General features: G+C 54.5%; 11 protein-coding genes and 1 pseudogene. 11 read left to right on the plus strand and 1 reads right to left on the minus strand.

Going from position 1 to position 16,827, the window contains the following annotated elements; genetic code table 11:
• Nucleotides 1-118, plus strand: a pseudogene (locus tag QGT73_RS12180) (IS982 family transposase); the annotation flags it as partial.
• A 51-nt stretch (nucleotides 119-169) separates the two neighbouring features.
• Here QGT73_RS12180 and QGT73_RS12185 read toward each other — a convergent pair.
• Nucleotides 170-679: a hypothetical protein gene (locus tag QGT73_RS12185; protein WP_280122564.1), complete on the minus strand. Its 510-nt coding sequence runs from the start codon at nucleotides 677-679 to the stop codon at nucleotides 170-172.
• A gap of 397 nt (nucleotides 680-1,076) precedes the next feature.
• On the opposite strand from QGT73_RS12185, the gene QGT73_RS12190 reads away from it, so the two are divergent.
• The 10 genes from QGT73_RS12190 (at nucleotide 1,077) to QGT73_RS12235 (ending at nucleotide 16,818) form a co-directional block, all read left to right on the plus strand.
• Nucleotides 1,077-2,585: a pseudouridine synthase gene (locus tag QGT73_RS12190; protein ID WP_280122565.1), complete on the plus strand. Its 1,509-nt coding sequence runs from the start codon at nucleotides 1,077-1,079 to the stop codon at nucleotides 2,583-2,585.
• 24 nt (nucleotides 2,586-2,609) lie between these two features.
• A complete protein-coding gene (gene asnS / locus QGT73_RS12195) occupies nucleotides 2,610-4,001 on the plus strand; it encodes an asparagine--tRNA ligase (RefSeq protein ID WP_280122566.1) in 1,392 nt (463 codons plus the stop codon).
• Nucleotides 4,002-4,233: 232 nt separating this feature from the next.
• The gene (locus tag QGT73_RS12200; protein WP_280122567.1) at nucleotides 4,234-5,034 is read left to right on the plus strand and encodes a sulfide/dihydroorotate dehydrogenase-like FAD/NAD-binding protein; all 801 of its coding nucleotides are present in this window, start codon (nucleotides 4,234-4,236) and stop codon (nucleotides 5,032-5,034) included.
• Nucleotides 5,031-6,488, plus strand: coding sequence for an NADPH-dependent glutamate synthase (gltA, locus tag QGT73_RS12205; protein ID WP_280122568.1), 1,458 nt, complete (start codon nucleotides 5,031-5,033; stop codon nucleotides 6,486-6,488). Before QGT73_RS12200 ends, gltA begins: the two co-directional genes overlap by 4 nt.
• Nucleotides 6,489-6,553: 65 nt before the next feature.
• Complete coding sequence (locus tag QGT73_RS12210) at nucleotides 6,554-8,002, plus strand: hypothetical protein (protein WP_280122569.1); 1,449 nt, start codon at nucleotides 6,554-6,556, stop codon at nucleotides 8,000-8,002.
• Nucleotides 8,003-8,054: 52 nt separating this feature from the next.
• On the plus strand, nucleotides 8,055-9,029 hold the full coding sequence (floA, locus tag QGT73_RS12215) for a flotillin-like protein FloA (protein ID WP_280122570.1): 975 nt from the start codon (nucleotides 8,055-8,057) through the stop codon (nucleotides 9,027-9,029).
• Nucleotides 9,030-9,149: 120 nt separating this feature from the next.
• Nucleotides 9,150-9,992 (plus strand): histidinol-phosphatase, encoded by an 843-nt coding sequence (locus tag QGT73_RS12220; RefSeq protein WP_280122571.1) that lies wholly within the window; start codon nucleotides 9,150-9,152, stop codon nucleotides 9,990-9,992.
• Complete coding sequence (locus QGT73_RS12225; RefSeq protein WP_280122572.1) at nucleotides 9,985-11,772, plus strand: helix-turn-helix domain-containing protein; 1,788 nt, start codon at nucleotides 9,985-9,987, stop codon at nucleotides 11,770-11,772. The genes QGT73_RS12220 and QGT73_RS12225 overlap by 8 nt, the downstream gene beginning before the upstream one ends.
• A gap of 207 nt (nucleotides 11,773-11,979) precedes the next feature.
• Nucleotides 11,980-13,350 carry a TlpA family protein disulfide reductase gene (locus tag QGT73_RS12230; protein WP_280122573.1) on the plus strand — a complete coding sequence of 457 codons (1,371 nt, stop codon included), beginning with the start codon at nucleotides 11,980-11,982 and terminating at the stop codon, nucleotides 13,348-13,350.
• A 39-nt stretch (nucleotides 13,351-13,389) separates the two neighbouring features.
• Nucleotides 13,390-16,818: a SusC/RagA family TonB-linked outer membrane protein gene (locus tag QGT73_RS12235; RefSeq protein ID WP_280122574.1), complete on the plus strand. Its 3,429-nt coding sequence runs from the start codon at nucleotides 13,390-13,392 to the stop codon at nucleotides 16,816-16,818.
• Nucleotides 16,819-16,827: the final 9 nt, after the last annotated feature.

Genomic DNA, 16,827 nt, shown 5'->3' on the forward strand with positions numbered 1-16,827 from the left:
GTCTTTCGCTAATTTTATCACCAATGCCTTGAGTGCTATCGCTGCTTACTGCTTTTTCCCAAAGAAACCGTCTATCTCTTTGGAGTTTGTGACAGATAACCAGCTAACTTTGTTCTGATTGCTTATATCGAACTCACGTTATTTATCTTAACCTCTTGCGCTCCGGCCGTTACATAGCGGCGTTCTGAGTGGGGAGCGAAGCATTGGTGCGCTGGGCGCGCTGACCCTTCTGGGCGCGCTGACCTGCCTGCTTGCCGTTTCTTGTCTGGCGCATGCTCTGCTTGCCACCACGGGGTGAGCCAAACGGGCGGCCGCCCTGATTCAGATAGGCATTCTCAAGAAACTGCACATACTGGTCGGGAGTAAGTATTTCCTTGACCTTTGCGAGATACTCTTTAGTATCCTTTTTGCGCTGCTCCTTCATCTCTTTCTTTTCAGCGCGTTCCTTCTCGGCTATCTTCTGACGTTCGGCCTTGCATCCCTCGCGCAGAGCCTTCAGTTCGGCCTGCTGCTTCTCCGAGAGATTCAGTCCCTCAAACGGATTGGCCATCTTCTTGGCATTGGGCGCGGAGGCCACAGTCTGAGTGGCCTGCTGGGTGGTCGAGGGTGACTGGGCCATAGCTGAAGAGCCCATGAGGCCGGCGAGTACGAGTGCGATGCTTAAAATTTTCTTTTTCATTGTGTTCGTTCTTTTGTTCGTATTGTTGTCTGTTTTTTATCTATTTGTTCGTTCGTTCCGTTTTGCCGTCAGGCGGTCGGTTTATTATAAAGACACCATGAATAGGGATTAGTTTAAAATACAGATGCCTGTTTTAACATTATTTTAGAAAAACCGACCTTGTATGCTTACATAGTAATATTGTGTTATCTCGCACAAATTATTAACTTTGCGCCAAAGATTGGCATAATGACATTGACAATTCAACAATAATAAGAAGTAAATCGTTTCTACAATATAAAAAATCATAACATTCACCCAAATTTTCAAAAATTACATTATTCAGTAATAACAATTCCCGACCAGCCGCGAGGCCGGTAAAAAAGAATCACTTCACATCCAATTCTAAAGAACTATTATGGACAGCAACGAAAAGAAAGGTAAAAGACCCCGCATCGGTGCGCGCCCTTACACCGTAGATTCGCATGACGGTGGCGTACGCGACAACTCATCAAACGATTATGCAGCTTCGGCTGAAGGCAACTCAGAGGGACAGTCACAGAACACTTACAGCTCCCAGTCATATGGCGACCGCCAGCAGAGACCTTATCAGCCCCGCAACAACTATAACCGCCAGGGCGGCTATCAGAACAACCGCTATGGCAATCAGGGTGGCTATCAGAACAACCGCTACGGCAATCAGGGCGGCTATCAGCCCCGTCAGCAGGGTGGCTATCAGCCCCGTCCCCATGTGCCCCAGACCGAAGGCCACACCTCCGACAGTGCGGTGACCGACTCAGAGCAGAGCGAAAACTCAGCTCCTGCCACCGGCTATCAGCCCCGCAATAACTATAACCGTCAGGGCGGCTATCAGCCCCGCAACAATTACAACCGTCAGCAGGGCGGTTACCAGCCCCGTCAGCAGGGCGGCTATCAGCCCCGTCAGCAGGGTGGCTACCAGCCCCGTCAGCAGGGTGGTTACCAGCCCCGTCAGCAGGGTGGCTATCAGCCCCGTCAGCAGGGCGGCTATCAGAACAACCGTCAGGGCGGCTACCAGAACAACCGCCAGGGTGGCTATCAGAACAACCGTCAGGGCGGCTATCAGAACAAAGGTCCCCGTCAGAACCAGTATGGCATGCCCCAGGGCGGACGCAGTTTCACCCCGCGTCCCAAGCGCATCGAGTACGAGACTCCGCTGCCCGATCCCAATGAACAGCTTCGTCTCAATAAGTTCATGGCCAACGCTGGACTCTGCTCGCGCCGCGAAGCCGACGAATACATCCTCAAGGGTCTCATCAAGGTCAACGGCGAGGTAGTCACCGAGCTCGGCACCAAGATCAGCCACAGCGATGTCGTGGAGTATGACGGCAAGGTGGTGACCCTCGAGAAGAAGTGCTACATACTTCTCAACAAGCCCAAAGACTGTGTCACCACGAGCGACGACCCCAACGGACGTCTCACCGTCATGGATCTCGTCAAGGGCGCGTGTGAGGAACGCATCTATCCCGTAGGTCGTCTCGACCGCAACACCACCGGTGTGCTCCTGCTCACCAACGACGGCGACCTTGCTTCCAAGCTCACACACCCCAAGTTTGTAAAGAAAAAGATTTATCACGTATGGACCGACCACGACATCGCCGAGGACGACATGCAGCGCATAGCCGACGGCATCGAGCTTGAGGACGGCCCCATACACGCCGACGCCATATCATATGCCACCGAGACCGACCGCAACCAGGCCGGCATCGAGATTCACTCCGGACGCAACCGCATCGTGCGCCGCATCTTCGAGAGTCTCGGCTATCATGTGACTAAGCTCGACCGCGTCTACTTCGCAGGTCTCACCAAGAAGAACCTCCCCCGCGGTCGCTGGCGTTATCTCACCCAGGACGAGGTCAACTACCTCAAGATGGGTTCGTTTGAATAAAACACATACACTTATCCAATCATTATGAAGAAAACCACCGTCAAGGACCTTCTCTCGACCCCCGAGCTCATGGGCACGGAGGTCGAGGCCAAAGGCTGGGTGCGCACCCGCCGAGGCAACAAACACGTGCAGTTCGTACAGCTCAACGATGGCTCCTCGGTCAATAATATCCAGGTCGTGCTCGACATGACCCGCTTCACCGACGAGCAGCTCAAGCCTGTGACCACCGGCTCGAGCGTGCGTGTCACCGGCAAGCTCGTCGAGTCGATGGGCAAGGGCCAGACCTCCGAGATTCAGGCCGAAACAATCGAGCTTTACGGCACAGCCGACCCCGCCTCATATCCTCTGCAGAAAAAAGGCCACTCGCTCGAATTTCTGCGCGAGATAGCCCATCTGCGTCCCCGCACCAACTTTTTCGGCTCGGTGCTGCGCATACGCAGCTCGCTGGCCTTCGCTATCCATAAGTTCTTCAACGAGCGCGGCTTCTATTATTTCCACACCCCCCTCATCACAGCCAGTGACTGCGAGGGTGCCGGAGCCATGTTTCAGGTGACAACACTCGACCTCAACAATCTTCCCAAGGACGAGGAGGGCAAGGTCGACTACTCCAAGGATTTCTATGCCAAGCCCACCGCGCTCACCGTTTCGGGTCAGCTCGAGGGCGAGCTCGGAGCCACCGCCCTTGGCCAAATCTACACCTTCGGCCCCACATTCCGTGCCGAAAACTCCAACACTCCCCGTCACCTCTCCGAGTTCTGGATGATTGAGCCCGAGATGGCCTTCTATGACATCTCCGACAACATGGATCTTGCCGAGGAGTTTGTGAAATATTGTATCAACTACGCTCTCGAGCACAACATCGACGACATCCGCTTCCTCTCCGAACGCTTCGACAAGGAGCTTGAGGAGCGTCTGCGCTTTGTGGTCGACAACGACTTCGTGCGCCTCACCTACACCGAGGGTGTGAAGATACTCGAGGAGTCGGGACGCAAGTTTGAGTTCCCCGTCCACTGGGGCACCGACCTCCAGAGCGAGCACGAGCGTTATCTCGTCGAGGAGCACTTCAAGAAACCCGTTATTCTTACCGACTATCCCAAGGAAATCAAGGCCTTCTACATGAAGCAGAACGAGGACGGCAAGACTGTCCGCGCCATGGACGTCCTCTTCCCCAACATCGGCGAGATTATCGGCGGCTCGGAGCGCGAGGAAAACTATGACAAGCTGCTCAACCGCATCGAGGAGCTCGACATTCCCATGAAGGACATGTGGTGGTATCTTGACACACGCCGTTTCGGCACCGTGCCTCACTCGGGCTTCGGTCTCGGATTTGAGCGTCTTGTGCTCTTCGTCACCGGCATGACCAACATCCGCGACGTGATTCCCTTCCCCCGCACCCCGGGCAAGGCTGAATTCTGATTTTCCCAGGACAGACATTGACATAAGTCTTAAAAGAAACAAAAGTTTTTATTTCATGCGACATGGTGTTGTCGTTGAAATAAAAACTTTTGTCTCTTTTGAGGCTTATGTCTTTCCATATCTCCCTGCGTTGTGTCGGGTAGCTCTTTTTTTGACTCGATTTTGTAGATATTTTGATAACTTATTGTATCTTTGCGCATCACTTAACCGTACATTCGTTCATCTTTAAACCATGAATAAGATTTTATCCAAGGAGCACTTTTCGGAACACGTGGTCAAACTCGTGGTCGAGGCTCCAATGATCGCGCTTGCACGTCGTGCGGGCCATTTCGTAATAGTGCGTACAGGCGAAGGAGGAGAGCGCATACCGCTCACTATAGCCGATGCCGACGTTGAGCGTGGCACCATCACTCTTGTAGTGCAGGAAGTAGGCGTCTCGACCGCCAAAATCTGCGCGCTCGAGCCGGGCGACGAGCTCACCGACGTCGTAGGTCCTCTCGGACAGGCTACGCACATCGAGAAATACGGTACAGTGGTATGCTGCGGCGGAGGTGTCGGTGTGGCACCGCTGCTCCCCATCATCAAGGCGATGAAGGAGGCCGGCAACCGCGTCATCTCCATCCTCGCGGCCCGCAATGCCGACCTGATAATCCTTCAGGACGAGGTGGCCCGTTACAGCGACGAGGTAATCATCATGACCGACGACGGCTCGGCCGGACGCCAAGGGCTTGTGACTGCCGGAGTCGAGGAAGTCATGCAGCGCGAGAAGGTAGACCTCGTAGTGGCCATCGGACCCGCCGTGATGATGAAGTTTGTGGCTCTCACCACCAAGAAATACGAGGTGCCCACCATGTGTTCGCTCAACACCATCATGGTCGACGGCACCGGCATGTGCGGAGCCTGTCGCGTGACGGTCGACGGCAAGACCCGCTTTGTATGCATCGACGGTCCGGAGTTTGACGCCCATAAGGTCGACTTTGACGAGATGATGATGAGAATGAAGAGTTATAACCTTGACACACAGAAGAAATGAATCAGGATATGAATCGCGATGCAGCCTGGCGTGTGGCTCTTCGCAGTGAGAAAAGTGCCAAAGAGCGTTCGGCCACACCCCGCGTGACCATGCCCATGCTTCCGGCCGACTATCGTATCACATGCAATGAAGAGGTCAACCGCGGCCTCTCGGCCGAGCAGGCCGTGCTCGAGGCCTCGCGTTGTCTCGACTGCCCCGACCCGCAGTGTATGCAGGGCTGCCCTGTGTCCATCAACATCCCCGGCTTTGTCAAAAACATCGAGCGCGGCGAGTTTCTTCAGGCTGCCTCGGTGCTCAAGATGACCAGCGCGCTTCCCGCCGTGTGTGGCCGTGTGTGTCCCCAGGAGAAGCAGTGTGAGTCAAAGTGTATATACAACAAGATGAAGAAGTCGCCCGTAGCCATCGGTTACCTCGAGCGTTTCGCAGCCGACTTCGAGCGCGAGGAGCATGCCGTCAACCCAGTCGCGGTGGAGCGTCCCGCCCCCAACGGCATCAAGGTAGCGGTGGTCGGCTCAGGCCCCGCCGGGCTCTCCTTTGCCGGCGATATGATCAAGCGCGGCTATGACGTCACCGTCTACGAGGCTCTTCACGAGATAGGCGGAGTGCTCAAGTATGGCATCCCCGAGTTCCGACTCCCCAACAGCGTGGTCGAGGCTGAGATTGACGGCCTGCGCGCTCTTGGAGTGAAGTTTGTCAAGGATTGCGTCGTAGGCAAGACCCTCTCCTATGACGACCTTCACGCACTCGGCTATAAAGGCATCTTTGTCGCCTCGGGTGCCGGACTTCCCCGCTTCATGGGCATACCCGGTGAAAACTATATCGGAGTCATGTCGAGCAACGAATATCTCACCCGCATCAACCTTATGGGTGCCGGACGCCCCGGCGAGGATACCCCCGTGCTCAAGGGTCGCCGCGTGGCCGTCATCGGAGGCGGCAACACCGCCATGGACTCCGTGCGCACCGCGCGCCGTCAGGGTGCCGAGGCCGCGATGATAGTCTATCGTCGCAGCGAGGCCGAGATGCCCGCGCGCATCGAGGAGGTGGAGCATGCCAAGGAAGAGGGCGTGCAGTTCATGACCCTCTGCAATCCCGTCGAATATCTGGCCGACGACAAGGGCCGTGTGTGTGCCATGAAGGTGCAGCGCATGGAGCTTGGCGAGCCTGACGAGTCGGGACGCCGCTCGCCGCAACCTATCCCCGGAGCCGTCGAGGAGATACCCGTCGACCTTGTGATAGTGAGTGTCGGTGTGTCGCCCAATCCCCTCATCCCCCATGCCATCAGCGCGCTTGAAGTGTCGCGCCGAGGCACCATCGTGGTTAACGACGCCACCATGCAGTCATCGCTCGCCGACCTCTATGCCGGCGGTGACATAGTGCGCGGAGGGGCCACCGTGATTCTCGCCATGGGCGACGGCCGCCGTGCCGCCGGTGCCATGCACGAGGCTCTTTCATGAAATGTCTGAAGCGGGGTCTGTGTCTCGGATGATACAGCCCGCGACTTGAATGGATAAAACAACGTATGATATTATCTACCCGTAGAATACTCTTGGCGTCCTTGCCGGCATTGATGTTGTCGGCAGGGACACTTTTTGCTCAGCAGAGCCTCCCGGCCGAGGTAACTGCTGCCGTCGAGGCCGCAAAAAAAGCCCCGCGCAACCAGGCTCTCAACCGTGCCGCCGGCGACGCGCTTAAAGGGGCTGGACGCTATGCCGAGTCGATACCCTATTATATGAAAGGTGGCAACGCCGGCAACCTCGGTGCAGCCGAGGCCTCCTATTATCTTTATGATTTTGACAGTGCACGCACATACATTGACAAGTATATCGACAAGCGCACCGACGCCGAGGCCGACAGAGACCGCAACTACACCTACGGCATCGGCACCGAGCCAGTCGACTGGGCCGAATATCTCTCGGCCCGTATCGACCTGGGCCGTTCGATGCTCGACCGCGTGGAGAAGATACAGATTATCGACAGCATCAATGTCCCGGCCGAGGAATTTTTCGAGTTTGTCAAGATAGCCCGCAGTGCCGGTTCGCTGCAGAGCGGTGACGTCACGAGCCACATAGTCACGGTCGATGACCTCGACCGTCTCGGCATCGACGACATAGGTTCGCCGGCCTATCTCACCGAGTCGGGCGACGACATGATATGGGTCGGGCTCAACGCCGACGGCAGTTCGTCGATGTATGAGTCGTCGCGTCTTGCCGACGACAGTTGGGACTCGCCGCGCCGCCTGTTTGACTACAAAGGCATATTCGGCTCCGACAACGGCTCGGTCGTGTCATATCCATTCCTAATGGCCGACGGCACCACACTCTATTTTGCCGCCGACGGCGAGGAGTCTCTTGGTAATCTCGACATCTTCATCTCGCGCCGCGACGAGGACGGATTTCTCCAGCCTTCCAATATAGGCATGCCCTACAATTCGCCTTACAACGACTATCTCTATGCCATTGACGAGCAAAACGGTATCGGCTGGTGGGTCACCGACCGCAACGGAGTTCCCGACATGGTGACGGTCTATACTTTCATCCCGCAGGAGCTCCGCAACAACTATGATTCCGATACTCCAGGACTGACCGGTTATGCCAAGGTCAGCTCCATAGCCGACACGTGGGCCGAGGGTGCCGATTATGCCGAGGTGAAGAAGCGCATCGAGAAGGCAGCCGAGTCGCGTCGCACAGGTCCCTCGCGCGAGTTTGATTTCGCTCTTCCCGACGGTAGGGTCATGCACCGTCTGAGCGATTTCCGTTCGGCCATGGCTCGCAATCTCATGAAAAATTATCTGAAGGAGCGCGAGTATGCCGACAAGGCAGCCGCTACTCTCGAGGACATGCGCCGACGCTATGCGGCCGGTGACACGTCGCTCGCCAAGGAGATACTCGGTGCCGAAAAGTCGCTTGAGACCTCTCGCCGCAATCTGCTTGACATCTCCAACCAGGTGGTGAGCGCGGAGGTGATGTGAGTATGAAGTTTAAAGTTTAGAGTTGATTCTTTTTGATTAACCTTTTAATATTATGGTAATTACAACAGTAGTGCTACTTGCGGCGGCATTGATAATATGCCTTTGCGTGTTTTTCTATTACGTGCCGTTTTTCCTATGGATTTCGGCGCGGGTGAGCGGTGTGCACATCTCGCTCATGCAATTGTTTCTGATGCGCATCCGTAAGGTGCCCGCATCAATTATCGTGCGCGCGCTTATCGAGGCCCACAAGGCCGGACTCAACGATGTGAACCGCGACGACCTCGAGGCCCACTATCTGGCCGGAGGTAATGTCGAGAAGGTGGTCCACGCACTCGTGTCGGCTTCCAAGGCCAATATCGACCTCGGTTTCAAGATGGCCACCGCCATCGACCTCGCCGGCCGCGATGTGTTTCAGGCCGTGCAGATGTCGGTCAATCCCAAGGTCATCGAGACACCCCACGTCACAGCCGTGGCCAAGGACGGTATCCAGCTCATAGCCATAGCCCGCGTCACTGTGCGCGCCAACATACGTCAGCTCGTTGGCGGTGCCGGTGAGGACACTGTGCTGGCCCGTGTAGGCGAGGGCATCGTGTCGTCAATCGGTTCGTCAGAGAGCCACAAGCAGGTGCTTGAAAATCCCGACAATATCTCCAAACTTGTGCTCCGCAAGGGTCTTGACTCGGGCACAGCCTTCGAGATACTCTCCATTGACATCGCCGACATCGACATAGGCAAAAACATCGGTGCCGCCCTTCAGATAGACCAGGCCCAGGCTGACAAAAACATTGCCCAGGCCAAGGCCGAGGAGCGTCGCGCAATGGCCATCGCGCTCGAGCAAGAGATGCGTGCCAAGGCCCAGGAGGCCCGCGCCAAGGTCATCGAGGCCGAGGCCGAACTGCCACGTGCCATGGCTCAGGCTTTCATCAACGGCAACCTCGGTATCATGGACTACTATAAGATGAAAAACATCGAGTCGGATACCAACATGCGTCAGAATATAGCCAATCCTCCTTTGAATACTAAATAAAGTTTAAAGTTTAGAGTTTAAAGTTTATTTGGAGTTTAAAGGTCAACGTTTAGGGATTGGAGGCGGCTTGTGAGGCGCGCTCCAATCCCTAAACGCTTGTATGAACCTTTTTTATAATATATGAATTTACACGAAATAATATCCACTACACGCGATTATAACTTCCATTCCCACACCCAGTTCTGCGACGGGCGCGAGTCTATGGCCCGCATGGCCGGGCAGGCCCTCGCCTGCGGCATGAAGCATTACGGTTTCACGCCCCATTCGCCCATCCCGCTCCCCTCGTCGTGCAATATGTCGGCACTTGTCGTGCCCGACTATGTGGCCGAGTTTCAACGGCTCAAAGAGTTATATGCAGGCCGCATCAACCTCTATCTCTCCATGGAAATCGACTATCTCGGTGACCGATGGGGCGCGACCAATCCCTATTTTGACACCATTCCCCTTGATTACCGTCTCAGTTCGGTGCACTTCGTGTCCACACCCGACGGAGAGCGTGAGGTCGATGTCGACGGACGTCCCCAGAATTTCCGCGCCAAGATGGCCGAGCATTTTGACAACGACATACACTATGTGGTCGACAGCTTCTACGCCCGCACCCTCGCAATGATTGAGAAAGGGGGCTTTGACATACTCGGACACTTTGACAAAATAGGCTTCAACGCCTCCTCCTTCTCTCCCGGCATAGAGAACGAGCCGTGGTACAGACGTCACATCGACAATGTGATCGACGCCGTGCGTGCCACCGACATAATCGTGGAAATCAACACCAAAGCCTATCCGGCACCGGTCGGATCCACCCTAGCCCAAGAGGCCGTCTATGAACCGCGCCTGTTCCCGTCGCCCGACGTAATCCGTCGTCTCGTCTCGGCCGGATTGCCCCTCGCAGTCAACAGCGACGCCCACTACTCGTCGCGCATCACAGCCGGCCGCGCCGCCGCCTTTGCAATAATTGATGAATAACCGCCTCCACATATCACACCTGTTTACGCTCCTGCTGATGATGCTCGTCGGCACGGGCTCCATTCATGCCGACACTCCGGTCAAAAGGATGTCGCAGTATCTCGCCACGCTTAAAGATAATCCCGACAACATCGGCGCGCTCATCGGAGCCGGACAGATTTATCTCGACCTGTATGACTACGAGGGTTGTATCGGCATAGCCCGCAGGCTCGAAAGCATAGGGTGCAGCTATCCCGACAGCATCAATGCCCGCTATCACGCCAAGTTGCTGCTGGGACGTGCCAATATACATAAGGGCGATTGTCCGGAGGCTGTCGCCCAACTACGTAAGGCCATCACGATAGCCCAAGACCATTCGATGGTTGCCGAGCTGGCCGAGGCCACCAATGAACTTGGACTCTGCTATATCAATTTTGACATTGATTTCGGGCTCGGGCTCGACTCATTCAATACAGCCCTCAAGGCTGCCCGCGAGTCGGGCTCGCAGCAGTTGGCGGCCGAGATACTGTGCAATATCTCCGATGCTTATCTGTGGCGTCATGATTTCTCGGGCATCGGGTTTGTCGAAGAGGCCCTGACCATATCGAGAAACATCGGTGACAAGCGCATCATCCAGCGGTGCGCGCTTGCATTGGCCCATTACTCATGTTACAATTACAAGTATGGAGGCGAGATACCTGTCCTGCTTCGCAAAGTCCGCGACATACAGCTTGCCCACGGCTATCTGCCGGAGGGAGAGATAGAACTCGTCGAGGGCCGGTATCTTATGTCGAAAGGTGATTACAAAGGGGCGGAGTCACTGTTTGAAAAGGCTCTTGGCGGCGGTCTGTCAGAGACATCACCGCTTTCGGGTATCAGGATGTTGCTTTATAAGGGACATGCTCTGACAGCCTTGGACAATTATACCGGAGCCATAGACACCTATCGGGAGGCATTGAGGATAATAGCCGTTACGGGATATAAGGCCTATCGTTTCGAGGCTTATTCGGGTACGTCATTCTGTTACGAGAGGCTTGGTGATTATCATAACGCATTGGAATTTCTGCAAAACTATCAGCGTGGCATTGACAGCCTGTGGCTGAGCGAACAGGTGGTCAAGCTCCACCGTTATCGTCTTGAAAACGAGTCGCTGCTCAACACCTCCAGGCTTGAGCGTCAGGAGGTGGAGCTTGACACACGTCAGAAATATATAATGATACTCATCGCCATAGGTGTGGCCATGTTGGCCGTCATATGTCTGCTGTGGCATCTTTACCGTCGCAAGGAGAGCCTGATACGCATGATTGTGGCGCGTGAAAAGGAGGCTATGGTGAGGGAGCGTCTCTTGCGCCAGGCTCTCGATCAGGCCCGAGCCGAGTCGGCTGAGTCCGGAAAGAGTTGCAGTTGCACGGCGGTTATTGCAAAGGATAAAATCGAAGACCTCATGGTGAGGTTCAACGAACTGATGTCGGAACGCAAGGCCTACACCGACCCCGGCATCTCCATCAGGAGTATAGCCGAGGAGCTTCATACCAACCGCACCTATCTCTCCCAGGCCATTAACCGTACCTTCGGCAAGTCGTTTCCCCAAGTGTTGGCTGAGTATCGCGTGCGAGCGGCGATAGAGATGATAAGCGATCCCGAGTGTGATATGCCGCTCAAAGCGATAGCCGCCGATGTTGGTTTCTCGTCATCTTCGGTATTCTTCACCACTTTCCGCAATATCGTCGGAATGACTCCCGCCGCTTATCGCAAAGAGCAGACTCGTATAGGGGACGATGACGATGACAGGGAGTTGTGATTTGTCAGAATTTACGTTTTAGAATGTTTTTGTAAAGCGACTGAATGTATTGATATTCAGTCGCTTTTATTGTATGTTAAAGTGCCGGGATGTTAAATGTACGTATTCTGAGAATATTGATTGGAATTATATTTGAGATTTAAGTATTTTTGTGGGTGCAGAGTGTTAATGTTTAACAAAATTCACCATTTTTATATAAAATCTTAAATGAAACCAATCAGTGCTCTTTTAGTTTTACCGTTTATGCTTGCGTCATGCACGCATAAGGAGGATGTCCCGTTGCTCACGGGCACGATAGCCACAAATGACTCCGTATTGGTCACGGCTTATTACGACATAGACGGAGATATCTATCTCGAAGATTTCTCCACCGATTCGCTCGGCCGATTTACCTACAGTCCAACTATCCCCAAGGGCACAGACCTGACGCTCTATGTCAACGGGTCGACCTACGGAGTGCGTATTGACAACGGCGCGTCGGCAAGCATCACCATCGACTCGCTCGGTGAAGCGACCTTTGATGGTGACAACCGGGAGGAAAGCCGCTGGCTCAACGCTTGCTTCTCGGGCTATGACACTCGCCGTTACAAGCATATAATGGAGCGCGACGGAGCCTATGACCCGGCCAAATACACGGGTATGATAGATGAAGCACGTAGCACCACCGAGGCATTGCTGCCCGGGATTGCCGACGAAAGTCTGCGCGATTATTACCGGAGTCTCGGCGAGATGTTTTATCGCCGCACCAAGGCCGGTATACTCGGAGCTGACGCATTCTATAACAATCCTGACAACCGTGGCAAGTATAACGAGGAAATCGACTCGCTCAATCGCGTTGATCCTAACGCCGACGCCTCGCGTCGCACGGGCGCGCTCTTCAACTGGACGGCGACAACCATACCGTTTGATTTCAGCAATCCAGCAGAGACAGTCGACAGAGCCGAGGCGATAATCGACTCGCTTGTGACCAATCCGGCCAACCGACGTATGATTTACAACATATGTTCGGAGTTTATATTCAACATCAATTGTCCTGCCGAGGAACTGCGAGCATATATTTCGGCCTTCGGCGATCGCCTTTCAGCCCATCAGCGCGAGGTGCTCGAAAAGCGGGTCAACGAGATAGAGAGCCGCACGAAAAACGGCGACATGATACCCTGCGACCCTGTGCTCATCGCTCCCAATGGCTCCCGAACGATCCTCACAGAAGCCTGTGGAGGCAAACTGGCCTATATCGACATGTGGGCCACATGGTGCGGACCCTGCTGCGCGCAGATACCTTATATGGAGAAGATTGCCGATTACTATAAGGGTGACGACCGCATCGTGTGCATATCCATCTCGTGTGACGAAGATCTCGAGGCATGGCACAGGAAACTCAAGCAGGATTCGCCCGAATGGCCGCAGTACGTGTTTAACGGTGAGAGCGGCCAGCAGTTCATGACAGCTATGGGAGTCACCAGCATACCGCGCTTCATAATAATCAATCCCGACATGACCATTGCTGATATAGATGCTCCGCGTCCGCAGAGCGACGAGGCGATAAAGCAACTGATTGACAGCCTTATGACCAGATAACAAATCTCAAAACAATCACATTATCACATAAATCTTAATATGACAGCGAAACAATTAGCCTATCTGCTTGCCATGACTATGGCTACTGGGCTGCCGGCATATGCCGTGGCTCAGACCTCCGGAAACGTGGCGGATAAAGTAGCCCGAATCGAGCGGAGAAACATCATAGGAGCTGTCCTTGACAGTGACGGCGAGCCGTTGGCCGGTGCGACTGTAATGATCGAGGGCACTTCGCATGGGGTGGCCACCGATGCCGATGGTAACTTCTCGATACTCTCCGACAAGAAAAACACCGTGCTCGTCATCTCCTATATAGGCATGGAGACGGCACGCGTGGAAGTGCCGAAAGACTACAAGTTTCTGCAGGTGCGTCTGCAACACAAGACCACTATGATGGATGAGGTCGTGGTGACAGGCTATCAGACCATGAAGCGCGAGGCGGCCACGGGTTCCTATCAGACCATCTCGGCCGATGAGCTCGACAAGCGTTTCACTGGCAACCTTGTGTCAAACCTCGAGGGCAAGGTGCCCGGCCTCGTGGGAGCCGAGAAGGGTGAGTCGAGCATCGTCATACGCGGTGAGGGCTCGTTCTCGGCCCAGAACTCACCGCTCATAGTGGTCGACGGTCTGCCCATCGAGGGGGGCCTCAAGTCGGTCAATCCTTATGACGTGGAGAATATCACGGTGCTCAAGGACGCGGCCGCCGCTGCCATCTATGGAGCACGCGCGTCGGCCGGCGTGATTGTCATTACCACCAAGACCGCCAAGAAGGAGCGTCTGACAGTCGATTTCAACGCCGACCTCAACATCAGCGAGAAGTATGACTACTCCAATATGCACTATGCCACCGGAGCCGAGGCCGTGGAGCTCGAGTTACTTAACTTCAACGGCATGCTCAACGACCCCAATCCCGACTATCTCGCCTCGGCTGTATCGCGCTACAGGACAGGCAAGATGAGCATGCTGTCACCTGTGTCGCGTCTGCTGCTCGCCAATCATCTCGGAGAGATGTCGGATGCTGACATGAACCGTCAGCTTGACATCTATCGCGGCAACAATTACATGGATGAGTTTGAGCGTGTGCACGACCGCAACCAAATAAATCAGAATTACAATCTCGCTCTACGCATGCAGGGCAAGGTGATCAACTCGAGCATTGTGCTCAACTATTCACGCGACAACAAGGGTGTGCGCAAAGAGCACTCCGACGCCATAACCCTCAAATACAAAGGCGACATCAAGGCCGCAAAGTGGCTCGACATATCGCTTGGACTCAACATGATATCGTCGCGTTCCAAGACCCACTCCAACCGTTTCCTATCCAACACTTCTTTTCTGCCTTACATATCGCCCTATGACTCACAGGGCAATCCCACAGGCATGGAGTGTATAGTATATCCTGGCGAGAGCGTGTTTAATGACGCCCTTAACGAGCTAAAGGACCCGACTTTCAATATCGTCAACGAGATGAACTACAACTTCTCACGCTATCGTAACACCAATATCCGCTCCTATATCCACGCGCTCTTCAAGATATTGCCCGGCTGGACGGCCCAGGCTCAGTTTCAGTATGAGGACATTTATTCAAAGACCGAGACAGTGTATGACGCGGATTCCTATCACATGCGTACGCTCTATAATTTCGCCACCACAGTGGAGACCAAGCATATAGGTTGGGAGGCTAATCCCGATTTTGACTGGACGAGCATCGACGACATCATCGCCGACATGAACAATCCCGAGATAGGCCCCGAGCACATAGGCGAGCGCAAGGTCTATGGCAAGGCAGCCACCCACCATATACCCGACGGTGGTGTCAAGAAGTCGGCCTCAAGCCAGGCGGCTTACTATACATTCCGCGCGCAGACACGCTATAACCGCGATTTCGGCCCTCATGAGATTGACGCTCTCGCCGGTATGGAATTTCGTGAAAACCACACATCGAGCGAGGATTATCTCGTGTATGGCTACTCACCAGAGACACTCAACAACAGTACCATCAGTGCCGACTGGAATTATATAGGCAAAACCTATACAGGCGTGCTCGGCTCGGATTATGCCGGCTATCAGGGCAGTTTTCTCTTCACTCCGGCCTCAAAGTTTCCCGAAGTTCTCCATCGATTCTATTCAGTGTATTTTACAGGCAACTATGTCTATGACCGCCGTTACTCGCTCTCGGGCAGCTATCGTGTGGACAAGTGTGACCTTTTCGGAGCCGATCCGAAATTCCGCGGCCGTCCGCTGTGGTCGGTCGGTGGCTCGTGGAACGCGCATAACGAAGCGTTCATGAAGGACTACACCTGGCTCGACGCCCTTAAGCTCCGTGCCAGCTATGGCCTTACGGGTAATATTGACTCGTCAATCTCGTCATATCTTGTGGCTACGATTACGTCCAACTATGTCAACAAGCTGCCTCAGGGCAATGTGCAGACTCCGCCCAACGACCAGTTGCGCTGGGAGAAGACCGCCACATGGAATCTTGGCCTCGATTTTGCACTCTGGGGCTATCGTCTCAGCGGCTCGCTTGACTATTACCACAAGTCGGGCTCGGACCTCCTGACCGATGTCGACCTCGACATGACCACAGGATTCGAGACACTCAAAATCAATGCCGGCAATATGGTCAACCACGGAGTGGAGCTCCAGCTCAACGGTCATATACTCGAGGCTAAGTCGCGCAATGACCTTGGCATCAACCTCGGATTCAATATAGCATGTAACACCAACAAAGTCACGAAGATATTTCACAATCCGTCATCAGGCACCGAGAATCTGAGTTTCAGTCTTCACGAGGGTTATCCGCTCAACTCGCTCTTCTCAATCCGCGACCGTGGCATGGTCGAGAAAGACGGCACCTACTACACCGGCTGGGAGGACAAGGACGGAAATCTGCACGTAGGCAATGTTGCGTCGGAGCTCACCATCGACGACTGTGTGTATTCAGGCTCCACGACACCCAAAATCAGCGGGGCCCTCACGCCGCAGATAACATGGAACGGCTTTTCGCTCGAGGCCATGTTTAACTTCTATGCCGGCCACTATATGCGCACGGGAGCCGAGCGTTGGGAACGCGACACCGGCTCGGAATGTGGCTACACGGCCTTCATGGGTTTCGGTTCCATCAACTCTGAGATGCTTAACTATTGGCGCGGCGACGACACTTATCCGGGTAACGGATATAAAGGGTCGGACTATGCGACAGTGAGCCATACCACCTATTATGCGTCGAATGTCAAGCATGCCGACTATATGAAACTGCGCAGCCTCGTGTTGGGCTACAATTTCTCGCCCGCGGTGTGCAGGGCTGTCGGACTCAGCGACTTGCGTCTGCGCCTGCAGATGAACAACGTGTTTACCTGGGCACGCAACTCGCTCGGTCTTGACCCCGAGGCGGTAAGTTTTACAAGCGGCTCCAATATACTACGCACACCGCGCAGCTACACGATGAGCCTATATTTTAATCTCTAAACAGCATGT

The sequence above is a fragment of the Duncaniella muricolitica genome, assembly GCF_910574735.1.
Lineage (GTDB): Bacteria > Bacteroidota > Bacteroidia > Bacteroidales > Muribaculaceae > Duncaniella > Duncaniella muricolitica.